Genomic DNA, 17,408 nt, shown 5'->3' with positions numbered 1-17,408 from the left:
TTTCTATAAACATTTTTAGAAATATGGCATGAAAAAAGCCTCTCAATGAGAGGCTTTGTAGGAATGAGTCACCGTTTCAGCTTATTGCTGTGGACGCATTGCTGGGAACAGAATCACGTCACGAATCGTGTGAGTGTTAGTAAACAGCATTGCCAGACGGTCAATACCAATACCTTGACCTGCTGTTGGCGGTAGACCGTGCTCTAGCGCTGTGATGTAGTCTGCATCGTAATACATAGCTTCATCATCACCTGCGTCTTTTGCGTCAACTTGTGCTTTAAAGCGAGCGTCTTGGTCTTCTGCATCGTTAAGCTCAGAGAAACCGTTAGCCACTTCACGACCACCGATAAAGAACTCGAAACGGTCTGTGAAGAATGGATTATCATCGCTACGACGAGCCAATGGAGAAATATCCGCAGGGTAACCCGTGATGAAGGTTGGCTGAATCAGTTTTGGTTCTGCCGTTTCACCAAAGATTTCCTCTAGAAGCTGACCACATGTCCAGAACGTTTCCACTTCAACGTGTACTGATTTCGCGATAGAAACCATAAGCTCACGATCAGTTAGGTCTTCTTCTGTTAGCGCTTGAATTTGCGCATGCTCAGGGTTGTAGTGTTTGATCGCATCAAACATGCTCATACGAGCGTATTTGCCACCAAATTCTACCGTCTCATCACCGTAAGGCATTGAAGTAGAACCTAGAACATCCATCGCAACTGTGCTTAGCATTTCTTCAGTAAGATCCATCAGATCTTTGTAGTCTGCGTAAGCTTGGTAGAATTCCATCATTGTGAATTCTGGGTTGTGACGAGGAGAAAGACCTTCGTTACGGAAGTTACGGTTGATCTCGAATACGCGATCAAAACCGCCAACCACTAGACGCTTCAGGTATAGTTCAGGCGCAACACGTAGGTACATGTCGATATCCAGTGCATTATGGTGCGTGATGAATGGGCGAGCCGTCGCACCACCAGGGATCACGTGCATCATTGGCGTTTCAACTTCTAGGTAACCTTTAGAGCTCATGAAGTTACGAATCGATGACACAAGCTTAGAACGTACAATAAATGCTTGGCGAGAATCTTCATTTACGATCAGGTCAACATAACGCTGACGGTAGCGCATCTCTTGGTCAGTCAGGCCGTGGAACTTCTCAGGAAGTGGACGAAGTGCTTTGGTTAGCAACTCGTACTCTTCCATGTTTACGTAAAGATCGCCTTTACCAGATTTGTGAAGCGCACCTTTCACACCGATGATGTCACCGATATCTAGACCTTGGTATTTTTCTTTAAGTTCTTTCTGAACATCTTTTGCAGCATACGCTTGGATACGGCCAGAAGTTTCTTGAATTACAAGGAATGGACCACGTTTCGCCATGATACGGCCAGCAATTGACACTACATGGTTTAGTGCTTCCAGCTCTTCCTTGCTCTTTTCACCAAATTCTTTTTGCAGATCACCAGCAAGCGCATCACGACGGAAATCGTTCGGATGTCCGTTCGCCTTGCAGCTCTTTCGGATTTGTTCCAATTTAGCGCGGCGCTCAGCAATCAGCTTGTTTTCTTCTTGTAGGTTTTCATTTTGAACATCATCAGTCATTTTCGATGTATCCCGTTTTAAATTGGTGAAAAGCTTAAAGGCCTGATTTAAGGCTAGCTTCGATAAACTTGTCTAGATCGCCATCAAGTACTGCTTGAGTGTTACGATTTTCGACACCTGTACGTAAGTCTTTGATGCGCGAGTCATCTAAAACGTACGAACGAATTTGGCTACCCCAGCCGATGTCAGATTTCGCATCTTCGTTCGCTTGCTTCTCAGCATTTTGCTTTTGAAGTTCAAATTCGAACAGTTTTGCGCGAAGCTGTTTCATCGCCTGGTCTTTGTTCTTGTGCTGAGAACGGTCATTCTGACACTGCACTACGATATTGGTTGGAACGTGAGTAATACGTACCGCAGATTCTGTCGTGTTGACGTGCTGACCACCTGCGCCCGAAGCACGGTAGACGTCGATACGAAGATCAGAAGGGTTAATATCGATTTGAATGTTGTCATCAATCTCAGGATAGACAAATGCAGAGGCAAATGAAGTATGACGACGACCACTAGAGTCAAAAGGTGATTTACGAACTAAACGGTGTACACCCGTTTCAGTACGAAGCCAGCCATAAGCGTACTCACCAGAGATCTTCACTGTTGCGCCTTTTAGACCTGCGACTTCACCTTCAGATACTTCGATCACTTCGGTCTTGAAGCCTTTCGCTTCAGCCCAACGCAAGTACATGCGCAGCATCATGTTGGTCCAGTCTTGTGCTTCCGTACCACCAGAACCAGATTGCAAGTCGATATAGCAATCTGAGGCGTCATGGTCACCTGAGAACATACGACGGAACTCAAGCTTAGCCAACTTAGCTTCCAGTTCAGCAAGTTCAGGTTCAATTTCGTCGAAGGTTTCTTGGTCTTCTTCTTCAACCGCAAGCTCTAGAAGGCCATCAACATCCTCAACACCTTGGTCAAGTTGGTCGATAGTCTCCACGACAGCTTCAAGTGATGCACGCTCTTTACCTAGCGCTTGAGCACGCTCAGGTTCATTCCATACATCCGGTTGCTCTAGTTCTGCATTAACTTCTTCTAGACGCTCTTTCTTGGCGTCATAGTCAAAGATACCCCCTCAGGATATTAGTGCGCTCAGTCACATCCTGTAGACGGTTTTTAATTGGATTGATTTCAAACATATTTGCTCAGCATTTATGAGTAGAATTTAACCGAAGAATTCTACTCAAAAATGTGACGAAGATACAGAAAAATATCGAACTTCCTTGACCTAAAATATCCAGTTCTAGCGAGGTTCTATATGGTCTACCATCAACTGTAACGATTGGTTTCCGCGAAATTCGTTAATGTCCAATTTATATGCCAACGTAACCGTTTTCACTGAAGCATCTGGCCAACGGCGTAAATCTACGTTGAAGGCTATTGCATCCAACATAATATTAGTGCCAAACCCTTTGTGCATTGGCTCAACCATCAGTTTTAGGTGTTTTTCGCCCACCAGCTTTTGATGGAGCACTTTAAATTCACCATCAAACAGCGGATCGGGGAACGCTTGACCCCAAGGTCCACCGGCACGAAGCTGCTCCGCCGTGTGCATAGAGAACTCTTCAGGTGTTAACTCGCCATCAGACAATATAATGCCTTTTAGTGCGGTATCCCCTAACTCAGCACGAACCACTTCATCGAACAACTTACTGAAACGTTCGTAGTCTTTCTCCATGATAGTCAGACCAGCCGCCATGGCGTGCCCACCAAACTTCAAGATAAGTCCCGGATTTTGCGTATCGATTCGATCCAAAGCGTCTCGCATATGTAGTCCTTGGATGGAACGGCAAGAGCCTTTGATGGTTCCTTCTCCGCCATCAGCAAACGCAATAACAGGTCGATGAAATTTATCTTTAATTCGAGATGCTAGAATTCCAATAACGCCTTGGTGCCAATCTCGCTGAAACAGGGCTAAACCGTAAGGAAGCTCGGATTTATCACTGATTTGCAAACGCTCACAAAACGCCAGCGCCTCTTGCTTCATACCTTCTTCAATGTCTTTACGAGTTTGGTTCAAACCATCAAGTTCACTCGCCATACGTCGTGCTGCATGAATGTTATCGGACATCAGCAATTCAACGCCAAACGACATATCATCAAGTCGTCCTGCGGCATTAATTCTTGGCCCTAACGCAAAACCAAAGTCTGATGCCACCAATTTACGCGCATCGCGTTTGGCGATTTCAATTAACGCTTGTATACCGGGACGAGCCTTACCAGCACGAATACGCTGCAAACCTTGATGCACCAAAATTCGGTTATTTTCATCCAATGGCACTACGTCTGCGACTGTACCAAGCGCAACTAAATCAATGAGCTCCATGAGCTTAGGTTCCGCCATACCTTGCTTGGCAAACCAACCTTGTTTACGCATGAACACGCAAAGCGCCATCATGAGGTAAAATGCCACGCCAACACCAGCTAATGCCTTAGAAGGAAAGCCGCATTCATTAAGGTTTGGATTCACCATGGCATCCACATTGGGAAGTTCTGCACCCGGTAAATGGTGGTCGGTGACCAACACTTGTAAGCCATTGTCTTTAGCGTATTGCACGCCAGAAATCGAAGACACACCATTATCAACGGTCATGATCACTTCTGCGCCAATTTCGATTGCTTGGTCCACTACTTCAGGGCTTAAACCATAGCCATCTTCAAAGCGGTTTGGCACCAAATAATCGACATTTCGACTGCCTAGCATTCGCAGAGCTAGAACTGATAACGCGGAGCTCGTCGCGCCATCGGCATCAAAATCACCCACAACGATGATGCGTTTTTGTTGCTTAATCGCTTCAAACAGCAAAGCAACAGCTGCATCGATACCAGCCAATTGTTGGTATGAAATAAGGCCGCGTGCTGTTTTTTCTAGCTGAGCAATATCGGTAACACCTCGCGATAAATACAGGCGTCTTAGCAGCGGAGGAATGGAATCAGGTAAAGCGGAAATATCGACTTCAGGACGACGTTGAATTTCTATCATAAACAAAAATGGGCTCGTATTATCGAGCCCTTATCCTAATAGTTATTTGATTTGCTCTAGGCGCTTAAGAAGGTCAGCTGGTGGTAAGTAACCACCAACCATTTCACCGTTTGGTAGGAAAATAGCAGGTGTACCGCTAATGCCTAGCTCACGCCCTAAGTTGTAATGTTTAGCTATTGTTTCTTTGCACTGTTGTAGGTCGCCATCAAACTGAGGCTCTTGACGGTTGACTTTAGCATCATGCATTGCCGCTGCAGGGTCTTCTGAACACCAGATTTTCGCCATTTGCTCTGCCACTGGACCTGTTGCGCCTTGGCGTGGATAAGCAAGATAACGTACTGTGATACCTAGGTCGTTATAACCCTGCATTTGACTGTGGAGACGAACGCAGTAGCCGCAAGTAATATCAGTAAAGATGGTCACAACGTATTTTTCGTCTTTGGCTTTGTACTCAATCATGCTATCGCTAAACTGCGCGATTTTTTCTGCATTGATTGGAGCCTGACGCTCAGCAATGACGTCTTTGTAGTTACCATTTTCATCCAAAGAGTACAGTGTCCCAGCAATAAAGTGCTCGCCGTTTGGCGAAGCAAACAGAACACCTCCAGCAGTGCGTATTTCTACCAAACCATTAATGTCTGAAGCAACAATCTCATCGACTTCGATACCAATCTTGGCAAATCGAGCCTTAATAGCAGCCTCATCAGCCTGCACGGCTGCAACCGCCACCGTTTCCGCTTTTTGAGGAGTTGCTTGTGTTTCTTCCGCACCGCAAGCAGTTACAAAAAGTGGAAGAGTAAGTAGAGTCAAACGGCGCATTACGCTCATTAAAATCACCTTTGTATAAAAAACGTTAAGTTAAGCCCTTGGATGATGCTGGCTATGAATATTTTTCAATCGTTCTGTTGCTACGTGAGTATAAATTTGTGTGGTCGATAAGTCACTATGCCCTAACAACATCTGTACGACACGAAGATCAGCGCCATAGTTCAATAAGTGCGTCGCGAAAGCGTGGCGAAGAACATGCGGTGAAAGCAATTCGGTATCAATATCCGCCAATACGGCGTAAAACTTAATACGGTGCCAGAAGGTTTGCCGGGTCATTTGCCTTGCACGTTTACTTGGGAATACAACGTCAGAGGTTTTATCTCCGAGTAAGGCCGGACGCCCTTTTTCAATAAACTCGCTGATCCAATCAATCGCATTTTCACCCATTGGCACCAAGCGCTCTTTATTGCCCTTACCAATCACTCGCACCACGCCTTGACGCAAACTGATGTTTTCCATGGTTAGACTAACCAGTTCAGTCACACGTAGCCCCGTAGCATACAACAACTCCAACATTGCTTTATCACGAAGCTCAATGGGATCATTAGGATCTGGCGCTTCCAATAAAGCGGTCACCTGATCTTCCGTCAAATCTTTCGGTAATCGTTTGGGTAACTTAGGGCTCACCAATAGTGACGTTGGGTCGTCGGAGCGCAGCTTTTCACGATGGAGGTATTGAAACAAACGACGAATAGCAGAAAGCATTCTTGCCCGTGAGCTCTGCTGATAATTCTGGTCCATTAACCACGTTTGATACTCCTGCAATCCCGACAGGCTAATAAAGTCTAGTCGGTAATTGTGCTCATTCATCCATTTCAATAGCTTAAAGAGATCATTGCGATACGAAGAAAGGGTATTCTCAGACAGCCCTCGCTCCATCCACATGGAGTCTAAAAATTGCTCCACTAAGCCTTGATCTTGGATATTTACGTCGCTCACAACCACCTCTTGGATGTTTATACAGTACTTTCAACAGAGTATGCGAGAAGAAACGATAATGCCATAAAAAACCTATAGAAGATGAATAAGCGCTGCAAAGATAGTCAGATTAAGGGTAGAATCTCGAATCATATAGAACGACAGCAAGAAAGAATGATGAAAATAGGTTTGTTTTACGGTTCGTCAACCTGCTATACCGAAATGGCGTCGGAGAAAATTCGCGAGATTATAGGTCCAGACATCGTCGACATTTTCAACGTAAAAGATACGCCTATTTCTCATATGAGCGACTATGACCTGTTAATTCTTGGTATTTCGACTTGGGACTTTGGTGAAATTCAAGAAGACTGGGGCGCGATTTGGGATCAAGTTTCTGGCATATCACTGCAAGGAAAAGTGGTTGCCCTATTCGGTCTTGGCGATCAAGAAGGCTATGGTGAATGGTACCTTGATGCAATGGGCATGCTTCACGATGAACTAAAGGTCACTGGAGCGAAATTCGTTGGCTACTGGCCTAATGTTGGGTACGAATTTGATGCGTCAAAAGCTTTAACGGAAGATGGCAGCCAGTTTGTTGGTTTAGCATTAGATGAAGACTCTCAATACGAACTCAGTGACGAACGCATTGCAACCTGGTGTGAACAGATATTAGTCGAGTACCAAGAGCTGCTGTAAACCCTACTCTGTACATTCTCACGCATAAAAAATGGCGCTTCATAAGAAGCGCCATTTTTGTAATCAATCAGTAAACTACGCCGTTTCTTGCGTGAATTCTTGATCATTTCGACCAATGAAACACATGCAGATAATCGCTGCAAATGTTGGCATTACCCAACCCATACCAACACTAAACAGTGGTAGCACGTTGAAGAACGATACATCGATACCCGATACTTTTGCAGCATCAATCAGTGCGAAAGTCAGTGCAACAAGTACCACCACACGATACGCCAGTTTAGGGTTTGCTAGTTTCTTGCGTGCAAACGTCAAGGCAACCAATGCAATAGCTACTGGGTAAAGTGCAAACAGAACCGGTACAGACAGCGAAATAAGCTGAGCTAGGCCGATGTTCGCCACGGTTGCACAAGCAACGCCGATAATGATGACCCACTTGTGATAGCTGATAGACGTGAGTGAGCTGAAGTAATCAGAACACGCAGAGATCAGGCCAATTGCTGTTGTTAGACAAGCCAGTAATACAATTACTGATAACACGATTTGACCGTATGGACCAAATAGCGCTTGAACATATTGACTTAGAATCGCACCGCCGTTGTCAGCTCCTGCTGCCACTGTCGCACTGGTCGCGCCTAAGTAGAATAGAGAGATATAAACAAACGCCAGACCAGCCGCAGCAATAAGCGCTGAGCTGATTAAATACTTAGTCGTTGCCGCTTGTTCCGTAATGCCTTTCTTGCGAAGCGCATCGACGATCAACATACCGAACATCAGTGAACCAAACGTATCCATGGTGTTATAACCTTCTAGGAAACCTTTAGTCAGAGGTTGAGTAAGATAATCGCCTACCGGCGCAATCATTTCACCTTGAGGATCAATGAATACCGCGCCAGCCAACACAATCAAACCAACAAACAGCACAGGCGTTAGCACTTTACCAATCACATCAATCAACTTGCCTTGAGACCAAGCAAATGCCATGGCGATAGCAAAGAACAGGATTGAGAACACAGTCAGGTGCATTTGAGCAGCGTCAGCAAAGAATGGACGAACGGCCATTTCATAAGCCACTAAGCCAGTACGTGGCGCTGCAAATGCAGGTCCAATAATGATAAAGATGAGTACAGCAATCAATGTTGCCGCTCGTTTAGGAAGATCCTTAGTCAAGTGCTCCCATGAGCCCCCAGCCACTGCAACGGCAATAATGGTAATAAGAGGAAGACCTACAGCAGTGAGAAGGAAGCCAGTCATTGCTGGTAATAAATGATCACCCGCTAATTGACCTGCCAATGGAGGGAAGATGATGTTTCCCGCGCCAAGGAAAAATGCAAACAGCATAAAGCCGACTGCTATAATATCTGTTGTTTTCAACGTCTGTTTCACAGATATGCCCTTACTTGTTATGTTGTGTGTTAGCCGGAAAAGTCTTTGCTCTACCGTAAAAATAAGGCGGGCATGATGACGAATCACTAGTCAATAAGCAATAGATATAGAAATAAACACTACATTAATTTGCTTTGACCTTTAAAAAGCAGTTAGATTCTCTAGATTAAAACAAATAAGCAATTATTTATACTAACCTAAAATTCAAACAAGTCGATCACAGACAGAACATATCACTACTCAATTATTTAACAATAGTGATATTTACTCAAAAGCAAACGATTAACAAAATAAACCATGACTTCTAGCACAACAAAAACCAAAGGTTTTCAGTTCAAACAGTTCTCCATCCACGATGGTCATTCCGGCATGCCAGTGAGCACTGACGGAGTGTTATTAGGAGCGTGGGCACAATACCGCGATTCAACACATATTTTGGATATTGGAACGGGGACAGGTTTACTATCCTTAATGATTGCTCAGCGATATAGCGACGCTCAAATCACCTCTATCGATATTGATGCAGTGGCGATTCAAGATGCCGAGATCAATATCAATCGCTCACCTTGGCATTCAAGAGTATCTCTTCTTCATAGTGATGTGTTAACTACACCATTTTCTGAGTCATTTAGTGGCATTATCTGCAACCCACCATATTTTAATAGTGGTAAGCAATCTAAGAACCAGCACCGAGCAACAGCCCGCCACACTGATACACTCTCTCACGATCAATTACTCGATGCCTGTTTTAATCTGTTATCGGACGAGGGCGAAGCCAGTTTTGTTCTGCCTAAAGTAGAGGGCGAACAGTTTATTGATATCGCACAACAAAAAGGCTGGCATTTAAACCGAATTTGCCAAATCCAATCGACAACAAAAAAGCCGTGTCACCGACTTCTATTTACCCTTTGCAAACAAGCAATCTCATTAAATACAGAGCATTTGATCATTCATTCCGAGACTGGGGGCTATTCCAAAGACTTTATTGCCCTAACCAAAGACTTTTACCTTAAAATGTAAGTGCGCTCTGGCTCTGTTTGAGTATAATAGCCGCCCTACTTTTCCCCTGATTGCTGTTTTTTTGCTCAGGGCTAACTTACGTCTTGTGGAGACACCATAGTGATCAGAACCTTCGCTGAATTAGATTTAGATCCTGTCCTTTTAGAAGCGATAGAGGAAATGGGCTATAGCCGCCCTACAGAGATCCAAGCACAGGCTATCCCACAAGCACTTGATGCCAAAGACATCTTAGCCTCAGCGCCAACAGGGACTGGTAAAACCGCTTCCTTTGCTATTCCAGCGATTCAATATCTGCTGGATTTTCCACGCAAAAAAGCTGGCCCTGCGCGTATTCTAGTTTTAACGCCAACACGTGAGCTAGCGATGCAAGTGGCTGAGCACACCAAAGCTCTGGCAAAACACACCCGTCTGAAAGTAGCTACCATTACTGGTGGCGTGACTTACGACACTCATGCTGACACGCTCGCTCAAACCCAAGATATCGTGGTAGCGACACCAGGACGTCTGATGGAATACATCGAATCAGAGCGTTTTGATTGCCGCGCGATTGAGTGGTTGGTATTGGACGAAGCAGACCGCATGCTCGACCTTGGTTTTGGGCCAACCGTAGACCGCTTGTCTGCAGAATGCCGATGGCGCAAGCAAACGTTACTGTTCTCTGCCACATTGGAAGGTCGTGGTGTAGAAGGCTTCACTGCCGATCTACTGAAAGCTCCTGCTGAGATTTCTGCAGAGCCATCAACGCGTGAACGTAAAAAAATCACTCAGTGGTATCACCGTGCCGACAATGCTGAGCACAAACTGGCATTGCTCAAGCATATACTCACTGAACAAGCTCAGCGCACTATCGTATTTTTAAAGACCCGTGAACGCTTAGGTGAACTTCGTCAGCAACTAGACAGTGCACAAATCCCATGCTCATGGATTCAAGGTGAAATGCCTCAAGATCGCCGTAACAATGCGATCAGCCGTTTCCGTGACGGTAGCGTGAATATCCTACTGGCAACTGATGTTGCTGCTCGTGGTATTGACCTTCCCGACGTTTCACACGTGATCAACTACGACCTACCACGCAGTGCTGATGTTTATCTGCACCGTATTGGCCGTACTGCACGTGCTGGTAAAAAAGGTACAGCAATCTCTATTGTGGAAGCTCACGACCAGCCAATGATGGATCGTGTAGGTCGTTACACTAAAGAGCTGATAAAAGAGCGCTTTATTGATGGCTTACGTCCTACACACAAAAAGCCTGTGTTTAAGAAAAAGAAGAAGAAAGAAGACAAGAAAAAAGCCGTGAAAAAGAAAAATGGCAAGAAGAAGTAAGTTAACTTTCTCTCAATAATCTAAAAGGCTCTAATGATGAAACATTAGAGCCTTTTTTCATTGTTGTAACCTGTAATCACGCGAAGCAGGAAAAGAAACTTACTGCTCTTCTCGCTTGAAAACTAGCTCTGTTGCCGTCGACTCTTCTTCAACAAAGTAGTAACCCGCCACATCAAATGCGGTGAGTTTTTCAATAGAGTCAATGCGGTTGTCAATAATATAACGAGCCATCATACCTCGCGCCTTTTTAGCGTAGAAACTGATCACTTTATATTGACCGTTCTTACAGTCTTTAAAGACCGGAGTAATAACTTTGCCGTCTAACTGCTTAGGCTTTACCGCTTTAAAGTATTCGTTCGAGGCAAGATTGATTAACACATTATCACCTTGAACATTCAAAGCTTCATTCAGCTTATCAGTAATAATATTGCCCCAGAACTGATAAAGGTTGGTCCCACGTGCGTTAGCGAGCTTGGTTCCCATCTCTAGACGATATGGCTGCATTAAGTCTAATGGCTTTAAAAGACCGTAAAGACCAGACAGCATACGCAGGTGCTGCTGTGCGTAGTCAAAATCATCTTCAGATAACGTCTCTGCGGCTAAGCCCGTGTACACATCGCCTTTGAAAGCCAGAATGGCTGGACGAGCATTATCAGTGGTGAATGTCGGAGACCATTGTTCAAATCGAGCCACATTCAGCCCTGCGATCTTATCGCTGACTTTCATCAACGCTGATACATCAGCAGGCGTTAGCTTGCGGCACACTTCGATAAGCTCCGCAGACTGCTCGACAAGTTCTGGTTGAGTGAATCGCTCGGTTGCGAGTGGTGACTCGTAATCTAAGGTCTTTGCTGGTGAAACAACGATAAGCATGACTGTACTCTTTTTAATAATGGTTTTACCCAGTATAAAAAAAGCCAAGCACTTTCTTCAATCAAATAGTGCATGGCTTAATCTATTTTTGAGATAGGTAAAAGTGATTACTTGTTATCTGTCTCTTTGCTATACCAAATACCTTCCTCAAGTTGAGACTTAAGTTCAGGGTAGTCGTTAGCATCAAATGTAGGCACTTTGCCCGCTTTTAGCTGTCTGTTGTAATCTTTAGCAAGCTTAATCACGATGCCCGATAGCAAGATAATCGCAATCAAGTTAACAATAGCCATCAGGCCCATCGAAACATCGGCCAAAGCCCAAACCATTGGCAGAGTCGCTACTGAGCCAAACATTACCATACCCAGTACGATAATACGGAACAGGCCAAGACCCGCTTTATGGTTGTGCTCTAGGAAGATAAGGTTGGTTTCTGCGTAAGAGTAGTTAGCAATGATTGATGTGAATGCGAAGAAGAAAATCGCCACAGCAACAAAAATGCCACCCCACTCACCCACTTGTGAACTCAATGCACGTTGAGTCAGTTCAATACCTGTCACTTCACCGTGAGGCACGTACTCACCTGACATCAGGATAATCGCTACTGTTGCACTACAAATTACGATGGTATCGGTAAACACACCAAGCATTTGCACATAACCTTGTGAAGCAGGGTGTGGCGGATAAGGCGTAGCAGATGCTGCAGCATTTGGCGCAGAACCCATACCAGCTTCGTTTGAGAACAGACCTCGCTTGATACCTTGAATCATCGCTTGCGCAATGGCGTAGCCTAGACCACCAGCAGCTGCTTCTTGCAGACCGAAGGCACTCTTGAAGATATACGCAATAACTTCTGGCACTTTCTCAAGGTTCATTACCATTACAACAATCGCAAGCGCAAGATAAGCCAACGCCATGATTGGAACGATAAGTTCAGCGGTACGAGCAATCTTACGTACACCACCGAAAATCACGAACGCAGAGATAAGTACTATGGCAACACCGACAATCATAGGGTCGAAGCCAAATGCAGTGTTCATTGCGTTCGCAATAGCGTTCGCTTGTACGGCATTAAATACCAAACCGAAAGCAATAATCAGGAAGATTGAGAACAACACGCCCATCCAGCGCATGCCCAAACCTTTTTCCATGTAGTATGCAGGACCACCACGGTAGTTGCCGTCGTCATCTTTGGTTTTGTATAACTGTGCAAGCGTACTTTCAGCAAATGATGTCGCCATACCTAGCATGGCAATGAGCCACATCCAGAAGATTGCACCTGGGCCACCTGCGGTTAGCGCAACGGCAACCCCTGCCATATTACCGGTGCCAACACGTGCTGCAAGACTGGTACAAAGAGCTTGGAAAGAAGAGATACCAGCGCTGTCTGCTTTACGGCTGTTCTTTAGCACACTGAACATGTGACCAAAATGGCGGAACTGAATAAACCCTAGGCGTACTGTAAAGTAAATCCCCACACCTACGAGTAAGTAAACCAGAATCGATCCCCAAAGAAGATCATTCATTAGATTAATAACGTCTGTCACTTTAAACCTCACTTAAAGTTAGAGTACCGAGCTGCACATCCAAGTGCGTCCTAAACTGCGTGGTTATCCCATCCATGTGGTTTTGTTAATTCCACTGTTTTTCACTGCAATTTAGCTTGTATTTCTTACCCATTGGGAACGACACACAAGTCGGCTTATTTTTTGACGGGGCGGATTTTGCAGTCATGGCGCGCAAAAATCAATACGCAACAAGAGGTATATTATTGTTATTTTTCACCATAAAATCACGAAAAGTTAACACTTTACAAAGCAACTTGGTCACTTGCCGTTATCAAATTCGACTTGTTTTATTAACAATAAATAAGCATAGCAAGTAATCATCTTTGCATTCGCTTGTTTGCGGGCAAGCCTAGACATAGCAACGGATGAACGTTGTTTTACCAAATGGAATACTTTTTAGACATTATCACGCAATGAGAACCTTTCTCGTAGCACACGATTCGCTATCTACTCCCTTCTCAGCACACGGTATTAACAATCTCACCGAGCAATTTCTTTTTCATAATGTGATTCAATCGGTTGTTTTTTAGACAAATGAGTTACTAAAAAGTGTGAGGTTGCATTCAAAATGGCATAAAAACTTCATACTTGCGAAACAAATGAGAAACAAATCAAAGTTAGTCTGCCTTGGAATGTGGTACTAAAAGGTCTCCGTGAGGAGAATAACAATAGTAGAGGTAGCTTATGGAAGGCTTTGAACTGGATGACATTGCGGAACTAGGTGCTCCACGTGCTCGCGCAGGACGCTCTAAACCGGTAAAAAGGAAATGGCGAGAAATTGAAGCCATTAAAGACAGACAGCGCTTACAAAAAGAACTGAACGATATGGATATCGGACTCGACTTCTCAATTGATGACGTTGATCTCTAAACCACCACTGATTCAATCTCAATAAGAATTTTCGCTTGTGAAGAGCCTGAAACTTCATAAGTGATAACATACAAAACCCTCTTTTATAGAGGGTTTTGTTTTTTCTCGAACTGTGCGTTGTATTCGACCTCCGGTGACAAAAGTGTCAAGATAGTGCGATGTTTAACCACGTTAACTTCGGTTATGGTCTCAAAGCGAAAACCTATCCATCTAAATCGCGTCGAAAAGATCGTTGATTACATTCATCAGAATTTAGATAAACCGCTTACGGTCACTGAACTTGCCGATATAAGTTGCTGGTCTCGCTGGCAGTTACAACGTGTGTTTCAAGAACAAACCAATCACAACCTTGCCCAGTACGTGCGAGAACAAAAACTCAGCCGCGCAGCAGAGTACCTCTTAAAGAGTGACCAAAAGGTCACCGACATTGCGCTCGATTTTGGTTTTAATTCCGAAGTGAGCTTTAGCCGTGCTTTTAAGCAGCTTTTTACCATCTCTCCAAGACAATATCGCCTAGTAGGCAAACTTAATGGTATCAGGCTACCTTTAGTCATGAGCCCAGAATTGCCTCTTGCTCAAGCCGCAACACAAGTCGTTCGAATAGAAAGCAAACCAGAAACTCAGTTTTGGGGAGTGTATGGGCCCATCGATTCCATCTATGCAGCGAATCCACAATTTAGTCAGCAAGTTCTCGATATTTGGGGCACCTTTACTCAAATCGCACTGCAACATTCGGTCGCCCCAAATCACTTCTATTACGGTATTGTCGATACAGTGCGAGTATTGCCCAACTCACAGCTAGTGTATTGGGCAGCCAGTGATAACCCAGCATTTTCTCAAATTTCACAGCTTGAGCACGTTACCATCCCTGCACAGATGTATGCCGTCATTACCCACGTAGGGCCTGCCGCTACGTTTCCAAAAACACTCGAGTGGGTACTGCGAAGTTGGCTACCAAGCTCCGGTTACATGGGTCTGGAGGGATTTGAGCTAGAGTGTTATCCAAGAGATTATCAACTGGAAAGCCACGACGCCAAAATGGAGTTTTGGTTACCTATTCAATCGTTATAGCAGCACTTTCGACAAATCGTTTCCAAGAAAAAACTTGCACCAAATTGTTAAGTATCACAGAATCAAAATCCTTAGAATTGTAAATAAAAGTAATTATCAATAACATTTACATACTCTTTAAGAACCTTTTCTATGATGTTAAAAACAAAACTTAGCCCAATAGCAGTGGCCGTAAGCATGCTAATCGCCGTGCCTACACTTTCAGTTGCAGAAGATAACCAGACAAGTCAAACACCTCAAACCGACGAGCAAATGACAGTACTGGGTAAGACTTATCGCAATACTGCCACTAAAACTTCACTGACGCCGGAAGAGACACCGCAAAGCATCTCGGTCATTGATCGAGAAACACTTGATCTGCGCGGCGTCAACTCAGTAGCTGAGGCCCTACGTTATACGCCAGGGGTACATACTCAGCTGCGTGGCGGCGCAGTAGGTCGTCTGGACCTATTTAACATACGCGGTTTTACCAACTACCAGAATTATTACGACGGTCTCCAACTCCAATACAATGCATGGAACCTTCAACCTCAAGTGGATGCGTTCGCTGTTGAGCAAATCGAAGTATTTAAAGGTCCAACATCGGTGCTCTATGGAGCGATGCCTCCGGGTGGTATGGTCAACTTAGTGGCCAAGAGACCAACACAAGAGCGCGCTACAGACATTAGCGTAGCGGGTGGTTCTCACGCTCACAAAGAGTTCACTATCGACTCTCGCGGCCAGATTGGCGATAGCAACTTTAATTACCGTTTCTTAGGAAAAGCTCTAAAAAGAGACGGTATGGCAGATACTTCCGAAGAAGAGCGTTACTTAATCGCACCTTCTGTCGATTGGAACGTCAGCGACAAAACACTGATTAACTTTAATGCCTACTATCAAAATGACCCTAAAGCGGGCATTTATACTTCTATGCCAGGCTACGGCACGGTACTGCCTAATCCAAACGGCGATCTCAGCAAAAACCTCTTCACCGGCGATCAAAACTGGAACAAGTTTGAAAAAGAAGTCGGCCTCTACGGGGTTAAACTGAATCATGAATTCAGTAATGACTGGACCTTACTAGTAAATACTCGCTACATGGATGGCTCTGCTCTACAGCACAATACTTACGGTACTGGCTTAGCTGTAGGCGGTCGAACCTTGAGTCGTAACGCCTATCTAACCGATGAAAAGTCCAAAGGTTGGGTGTCTGATGCGCAGGTAAACGGTAATTTTAATACGGGCAACTTGATGCACAACTTGCTTATTGGCTTGGATTATCAGCAGCTAGATTCAAAAGTGGACTACTTTGACGTTGTCACATCAACCATTGATATCTATAACCCTAACAACAATCAGCTAAGTGAAGAAGAGATCAAAAAGCAGATGGCTAGTGCGACGAATTACGGCAACCAAGTCGATTCGAAACAGCTGGGTCTATATTTGCAAGATCAGATGCGCCTTAACCGCCTTGTGATGATCGCTGGCGTTCGATTTGATAATTACAAGAGCGATACAACAGCCAACTCAACAGGCGCGACAACTACCCTGGACCAAAATAACACCTCATATCGTGTTGGTGCTTTGTACGAGTTCGACAATGGTATATCGCCATACATCAACTACGCCGATAGCTTTGAGCCTGTTGCAGGAACGGATAAAAACGGTAATGCCTTCAAGCCATCCACAGGTCATCAATGGGAAGCGGGTGTGAAGTACAACTCTGCCGACATGACCAAGATGCTAAATATTGCTGCGTTCCATATCACTAAGAAAGGTGCACTGGTCAAAGATCCAAATGGCTCGTTACCGCAGCATCAAATACAGGTCGGTGAAAGCGTTTCTAAAGGGGTCGAAGTTGAAAGTAAATGGTACGCGACGGATCGTTTAGATCTCGCGGCTAACTATACCTACCAAAATGTGGAAATTACGGAAGATACCGATCCGACTCAAATTGGTAAAAAACCGGTGTGGGTACCAGACCAAATGGCCAACTTATGGGCTAATTATAACTTCTACGGAACTGCGCTAGACGGTGCCATTCTTGGTGGTGGCGTGCGCTACATCGGTGAAACTCAGCTCGACGCGGCTAACTCTGGAACTATTCCGGGATACACTGTTGTCGACTTATCTTTAGGTTATGACCTAGGCACACTAGGAAGCAGTATGAAAGGGTCATCTGCATCCGTTGCGGTTACCAACTTGTTCAATAACGAAACATACACATGCTATGACTCATTAAACTGTTGGGCAAACGACGAACGTCGCATCGTTGCTAGGTTGAAATTTGGTTTTTAATGTTT

General features: G+C 44.7%; 14 protein-coding genes. 6 read left to right on the top strand and 8 right to left on the bottom strand.

What is annotated here, in order from left to right; all coding sequences use genetic code 11:
- Positions 1 to 81 precede the first annotated feature (81 nt).
- The 5 genes from lysS to xerD form a co-directional block, all read right to left on the bottom strand.
- Positions 82 to 1,599, bottom strand: a complete 1,518-nt coding sequence (gene lysS / locus AWH66_RS05195) for a lysine--tRNA ligase (protein WP_063605973.1) — start codon at positions 1,597 to 1,599, stop codon at positions 82 to 84.
- 34 nt (positions 1,600 to 1,633) lie between these two features.
- Positions 1,634 to 2,732 (bottom strand): peptide chain release factor 2 gene (gene prfB / locus AWH66_RS05190; RefSeq protein ID WP_096441785.1). Its coding sequence is split into 2 segments (ribosomal slippage): positions 1,634 to 2,656 and positions 2,658 to 2,732, totalling 1,098 coding nucleotides; the frame shifts between segments, so codons are not numbered across the junction.
- 104 nt (positions 2,733 to 2,836) lie between these two features.
- Positions 2,837 to 4,576, bottom strand: a complete 1,740-nt coding sequence (recJ, locus tag AWH66_RS05185; RefSeq protein ID WP_062456800.1) for a single-stranded-DNA-specific exonuclease RecJ — start codon at positions 4,574 to 4,576, stop codon at positions 2,837 to 2,839.
- Positions 4,577 to 4,618: 42 nt separating this feature from the next.
- Positions 4,619 to 5,404 carry a bifunctional protein-disulfide isomerase/oxidoreductase DsbC gene (gene dsbC, locus AWH66_RS05180; RefSeq protein ID WP_063605972.1) on the bottom strand — a complete coding sequence of 262 codons (786 nt, stop codon included), beginning with the start codon at positions 5,402 to 5,404 and terminating at the stop codon, positions 4,619 to 4,621.
- 30 nt (positions 5,405 to 5,434) lie between these two features.
- Complete coding sequence (gene xerD, locus AWH66_RS05175) at positions 5,435 to 6,349, bottom strand: site-specific tyrosine recombinase XerD (RefSeq protein WP_370736768.1); 915 nt, start codon at positions 6,347 to 6,349, stop codon at positions 5,435 to 5,437.
- A 150-nt stretch (positions 6,350 to 6,499) separates the two neighbouring features.
- Between xerD and fldB the strand changes: the two genes are divergently transcribed.
- A complete protein-coding gene (gene fldB, locus AWH66_RS05170; RefSeq protein WP_062457033.1) occupies positions 6,500 to 7,018 on the top strand; it encodes a flavodoxin FldB in 519 nt (172 codons plus the stop codon).
- A gap of 75 nt (positions 7,019 to 7,093) precedes the next feature.
- Here the strand turns inward: fldB and brnQ are convergent, their stop codons facing one another.
- The gene (gene brnQ, locus AWH66_RS05165) at positions 7,094 to 8,404 is read right to left on the bottom strand and encodes a branched-chain amino acid transport system II carrier protein (protein WP_006075410.1); all 1,311 of its coding nucleotides are present in this window, start codon (positions 8,402 to 8,404) and stop codon (positions 7,094 to 7,096) included.
- 297 nt (positions 8,405 to 8,701) lie between these two features.
- Here brnQ and AWH66_RS05160 point away from each other — a divergent pair, with 297 nt between their 5' ends.
- Positions 8,702 to 9,424, top strand: a complete 723-nt coding sequence (locus tag AWH66_RS05160) for a tRNA1(Val) (adenine(37)-N6)-methyltransferase (protein WP_063605971.1) — start codon at positions 8,702 to 8,704, stop codon at positions 9,422 to 9,424.
- Between the two features lie 99 nt (positions 9,425 to 9,523).
- Positions 9,524 to 10,747 (top strand): ATP-dependent RNA helicase SrmB, encoded by a 1,224-nt coding sequence (srmB, locus tag AWH66_RS05155; protein ID WP_006075412.1) that lies wholly within the window; start codon positions 9,524 to 9,526, stop codon positions 10,745 to 10,747.
- A 99-nt stretch (positions 10,748 to 10,846) separates the two neighbouring features.
- Here the strand turns inward: srmB and yaaA are convergent, their stop codons facing one another.
- Both yaaA and AWH66_RS05145 read right to left on the bottom strand, forming a co-directional pair.
- On the bottom strand, positions 10,847 to 11,620 hold the full coding sequence (gene yaaA / locus AWH66_RS05150; protein ID WP_063605970.1) for a peroxide stress protein YaaA: 774 nt from the start codon (positions 11,618 to 11,620) through the stop codon (positions 10,847 to 10,849).
- A 107-nt stretch (positions 11,621 to 11,727) separates the two neighbouring features.
- A complete protein-coding gene (locus tag AWH66_RS05145) occupies positions 11,728 to 13,164 on the bottom strand; it encodes an alanine/glycine:cation symporter family protein (RefSeq protein ID WP_038225549.1) in 1,437 nt (478 codons plus the stop codon).
- A gap of 705 nt (positions 13,165 to 13,869) precedes the next feature.
- On the opposite strand from AWH66_RS05145, the gene AWH66_RS05140 reads away from it, so the two are divergent.
- From AWH66_RS05140 to AWH66_RS05130, 3 genes are all read left to right on the top strand, one after another.
- A complete protein-coding gene (locus AWH66_RS05140; RefSeq protein WP_063605969.1) occupies positions 13,870 to 14,055 on the top strand; it encodes a DUF3545 family protein in 186 nt (61 codons plus the stop codon).
- 153 nt (positions 14,056 to 14,208) lie between these two features.
- The gene (locus AWH66_RS05135) at positions 14,209 to 15,126 is read left to right on the top strand and encodes a helix-turn-helix domain-containing protein (protein ID WP_143081469.1); all 918 of its coding nucleotides are present in this window, start codon (positions 14,209 to 14,211) and stop codon (positions 15,124 to 15,126) included.
- A gap of 132 nt (positions 15,127 to 15,258) precedes the next feature.
- Positions 15,259 to 17,403 carry a TonB-dependent siderophore receptor gene (locus AWH66_RS05130; RefSeq protein WP_206360038.1) on the top strand — a complete coding sequence of 715 codons (2,145 nt, stop codon included), beginning with the start codon at positions 15,259 to 15,261 and terminating at the stop codon, positions 17,401 to 17,403.
- Positions 17,404 to 17,408 lie beyond the last annotated feature (5 nt).

This window comes from Vibrio barjaei, from assembly GCF_001639065.2.
Lineage (GTDB): Bacteria > Pseudomonadota > Gammaproteobacteria > Enterobacterales > Vibrionaceae > Vibrio > Vibrio barjaei.
This window is presented reverse-complemented; position numbering and strand designations above follow the sequence as displayed.

Bases quoted from the DNA above. Each gene is read 5' to 3' on its own strand.
- dsbC (WP_063605972.1), bottom strand. From the start codon at position 5,404: ATGAGCGTAATGCGCCGTTTGACTCTACTTACTCTTCCACTTTTTGTA.
- yaaA (WP_063605970.1), bottom strand. From the start codon at position 11,620: ATGCTTATCGTTGTTTCACCAGCAAAGACCTTAGATTACGAGTCACCA.
- AWH66_RS05140 (WP_063605969.1), top strand. From the start codon at position 13,870: ATGGAAGGCTTTGAACTGGATGACATTGCGGAACTAGGTGCTCCACGT.
- recJ (WP_062456800.1), bottom strand. From the start codon at position 4,576: ATGATAGAAATTCAACGTCGTCCTGAAGTCGATATTTCCGCTTTACCT.
- lysS (WP_063605973.1), bottom strand. From the start codon at position 1,599: ATGACTGATGATGTTCAAAATGAAAACCTACAAGAAGAAAACAAGCTG.
- AWH66_RS05130 (WP_206360038.1), top strand. From the start codon at position 15,259: ATGATGTTAAAAACAAAACTTAGCCCAATAGCAGTGGCCGTAAGCATG.
- fldB (WP_062457033.1), top strand. From the start codon at position 6,500: ATGAAAATAGGTTTGTTTTACGGTTCGTCAACCTGCTATACCGAAATG.
- AWH66_RS05160 (WP_063605971.1), top strand. From the start codon at position 8,702: ATGACTTCTAGCACAACAAAAACCAAAGGTTTTCAGTTCAAACAGTTC.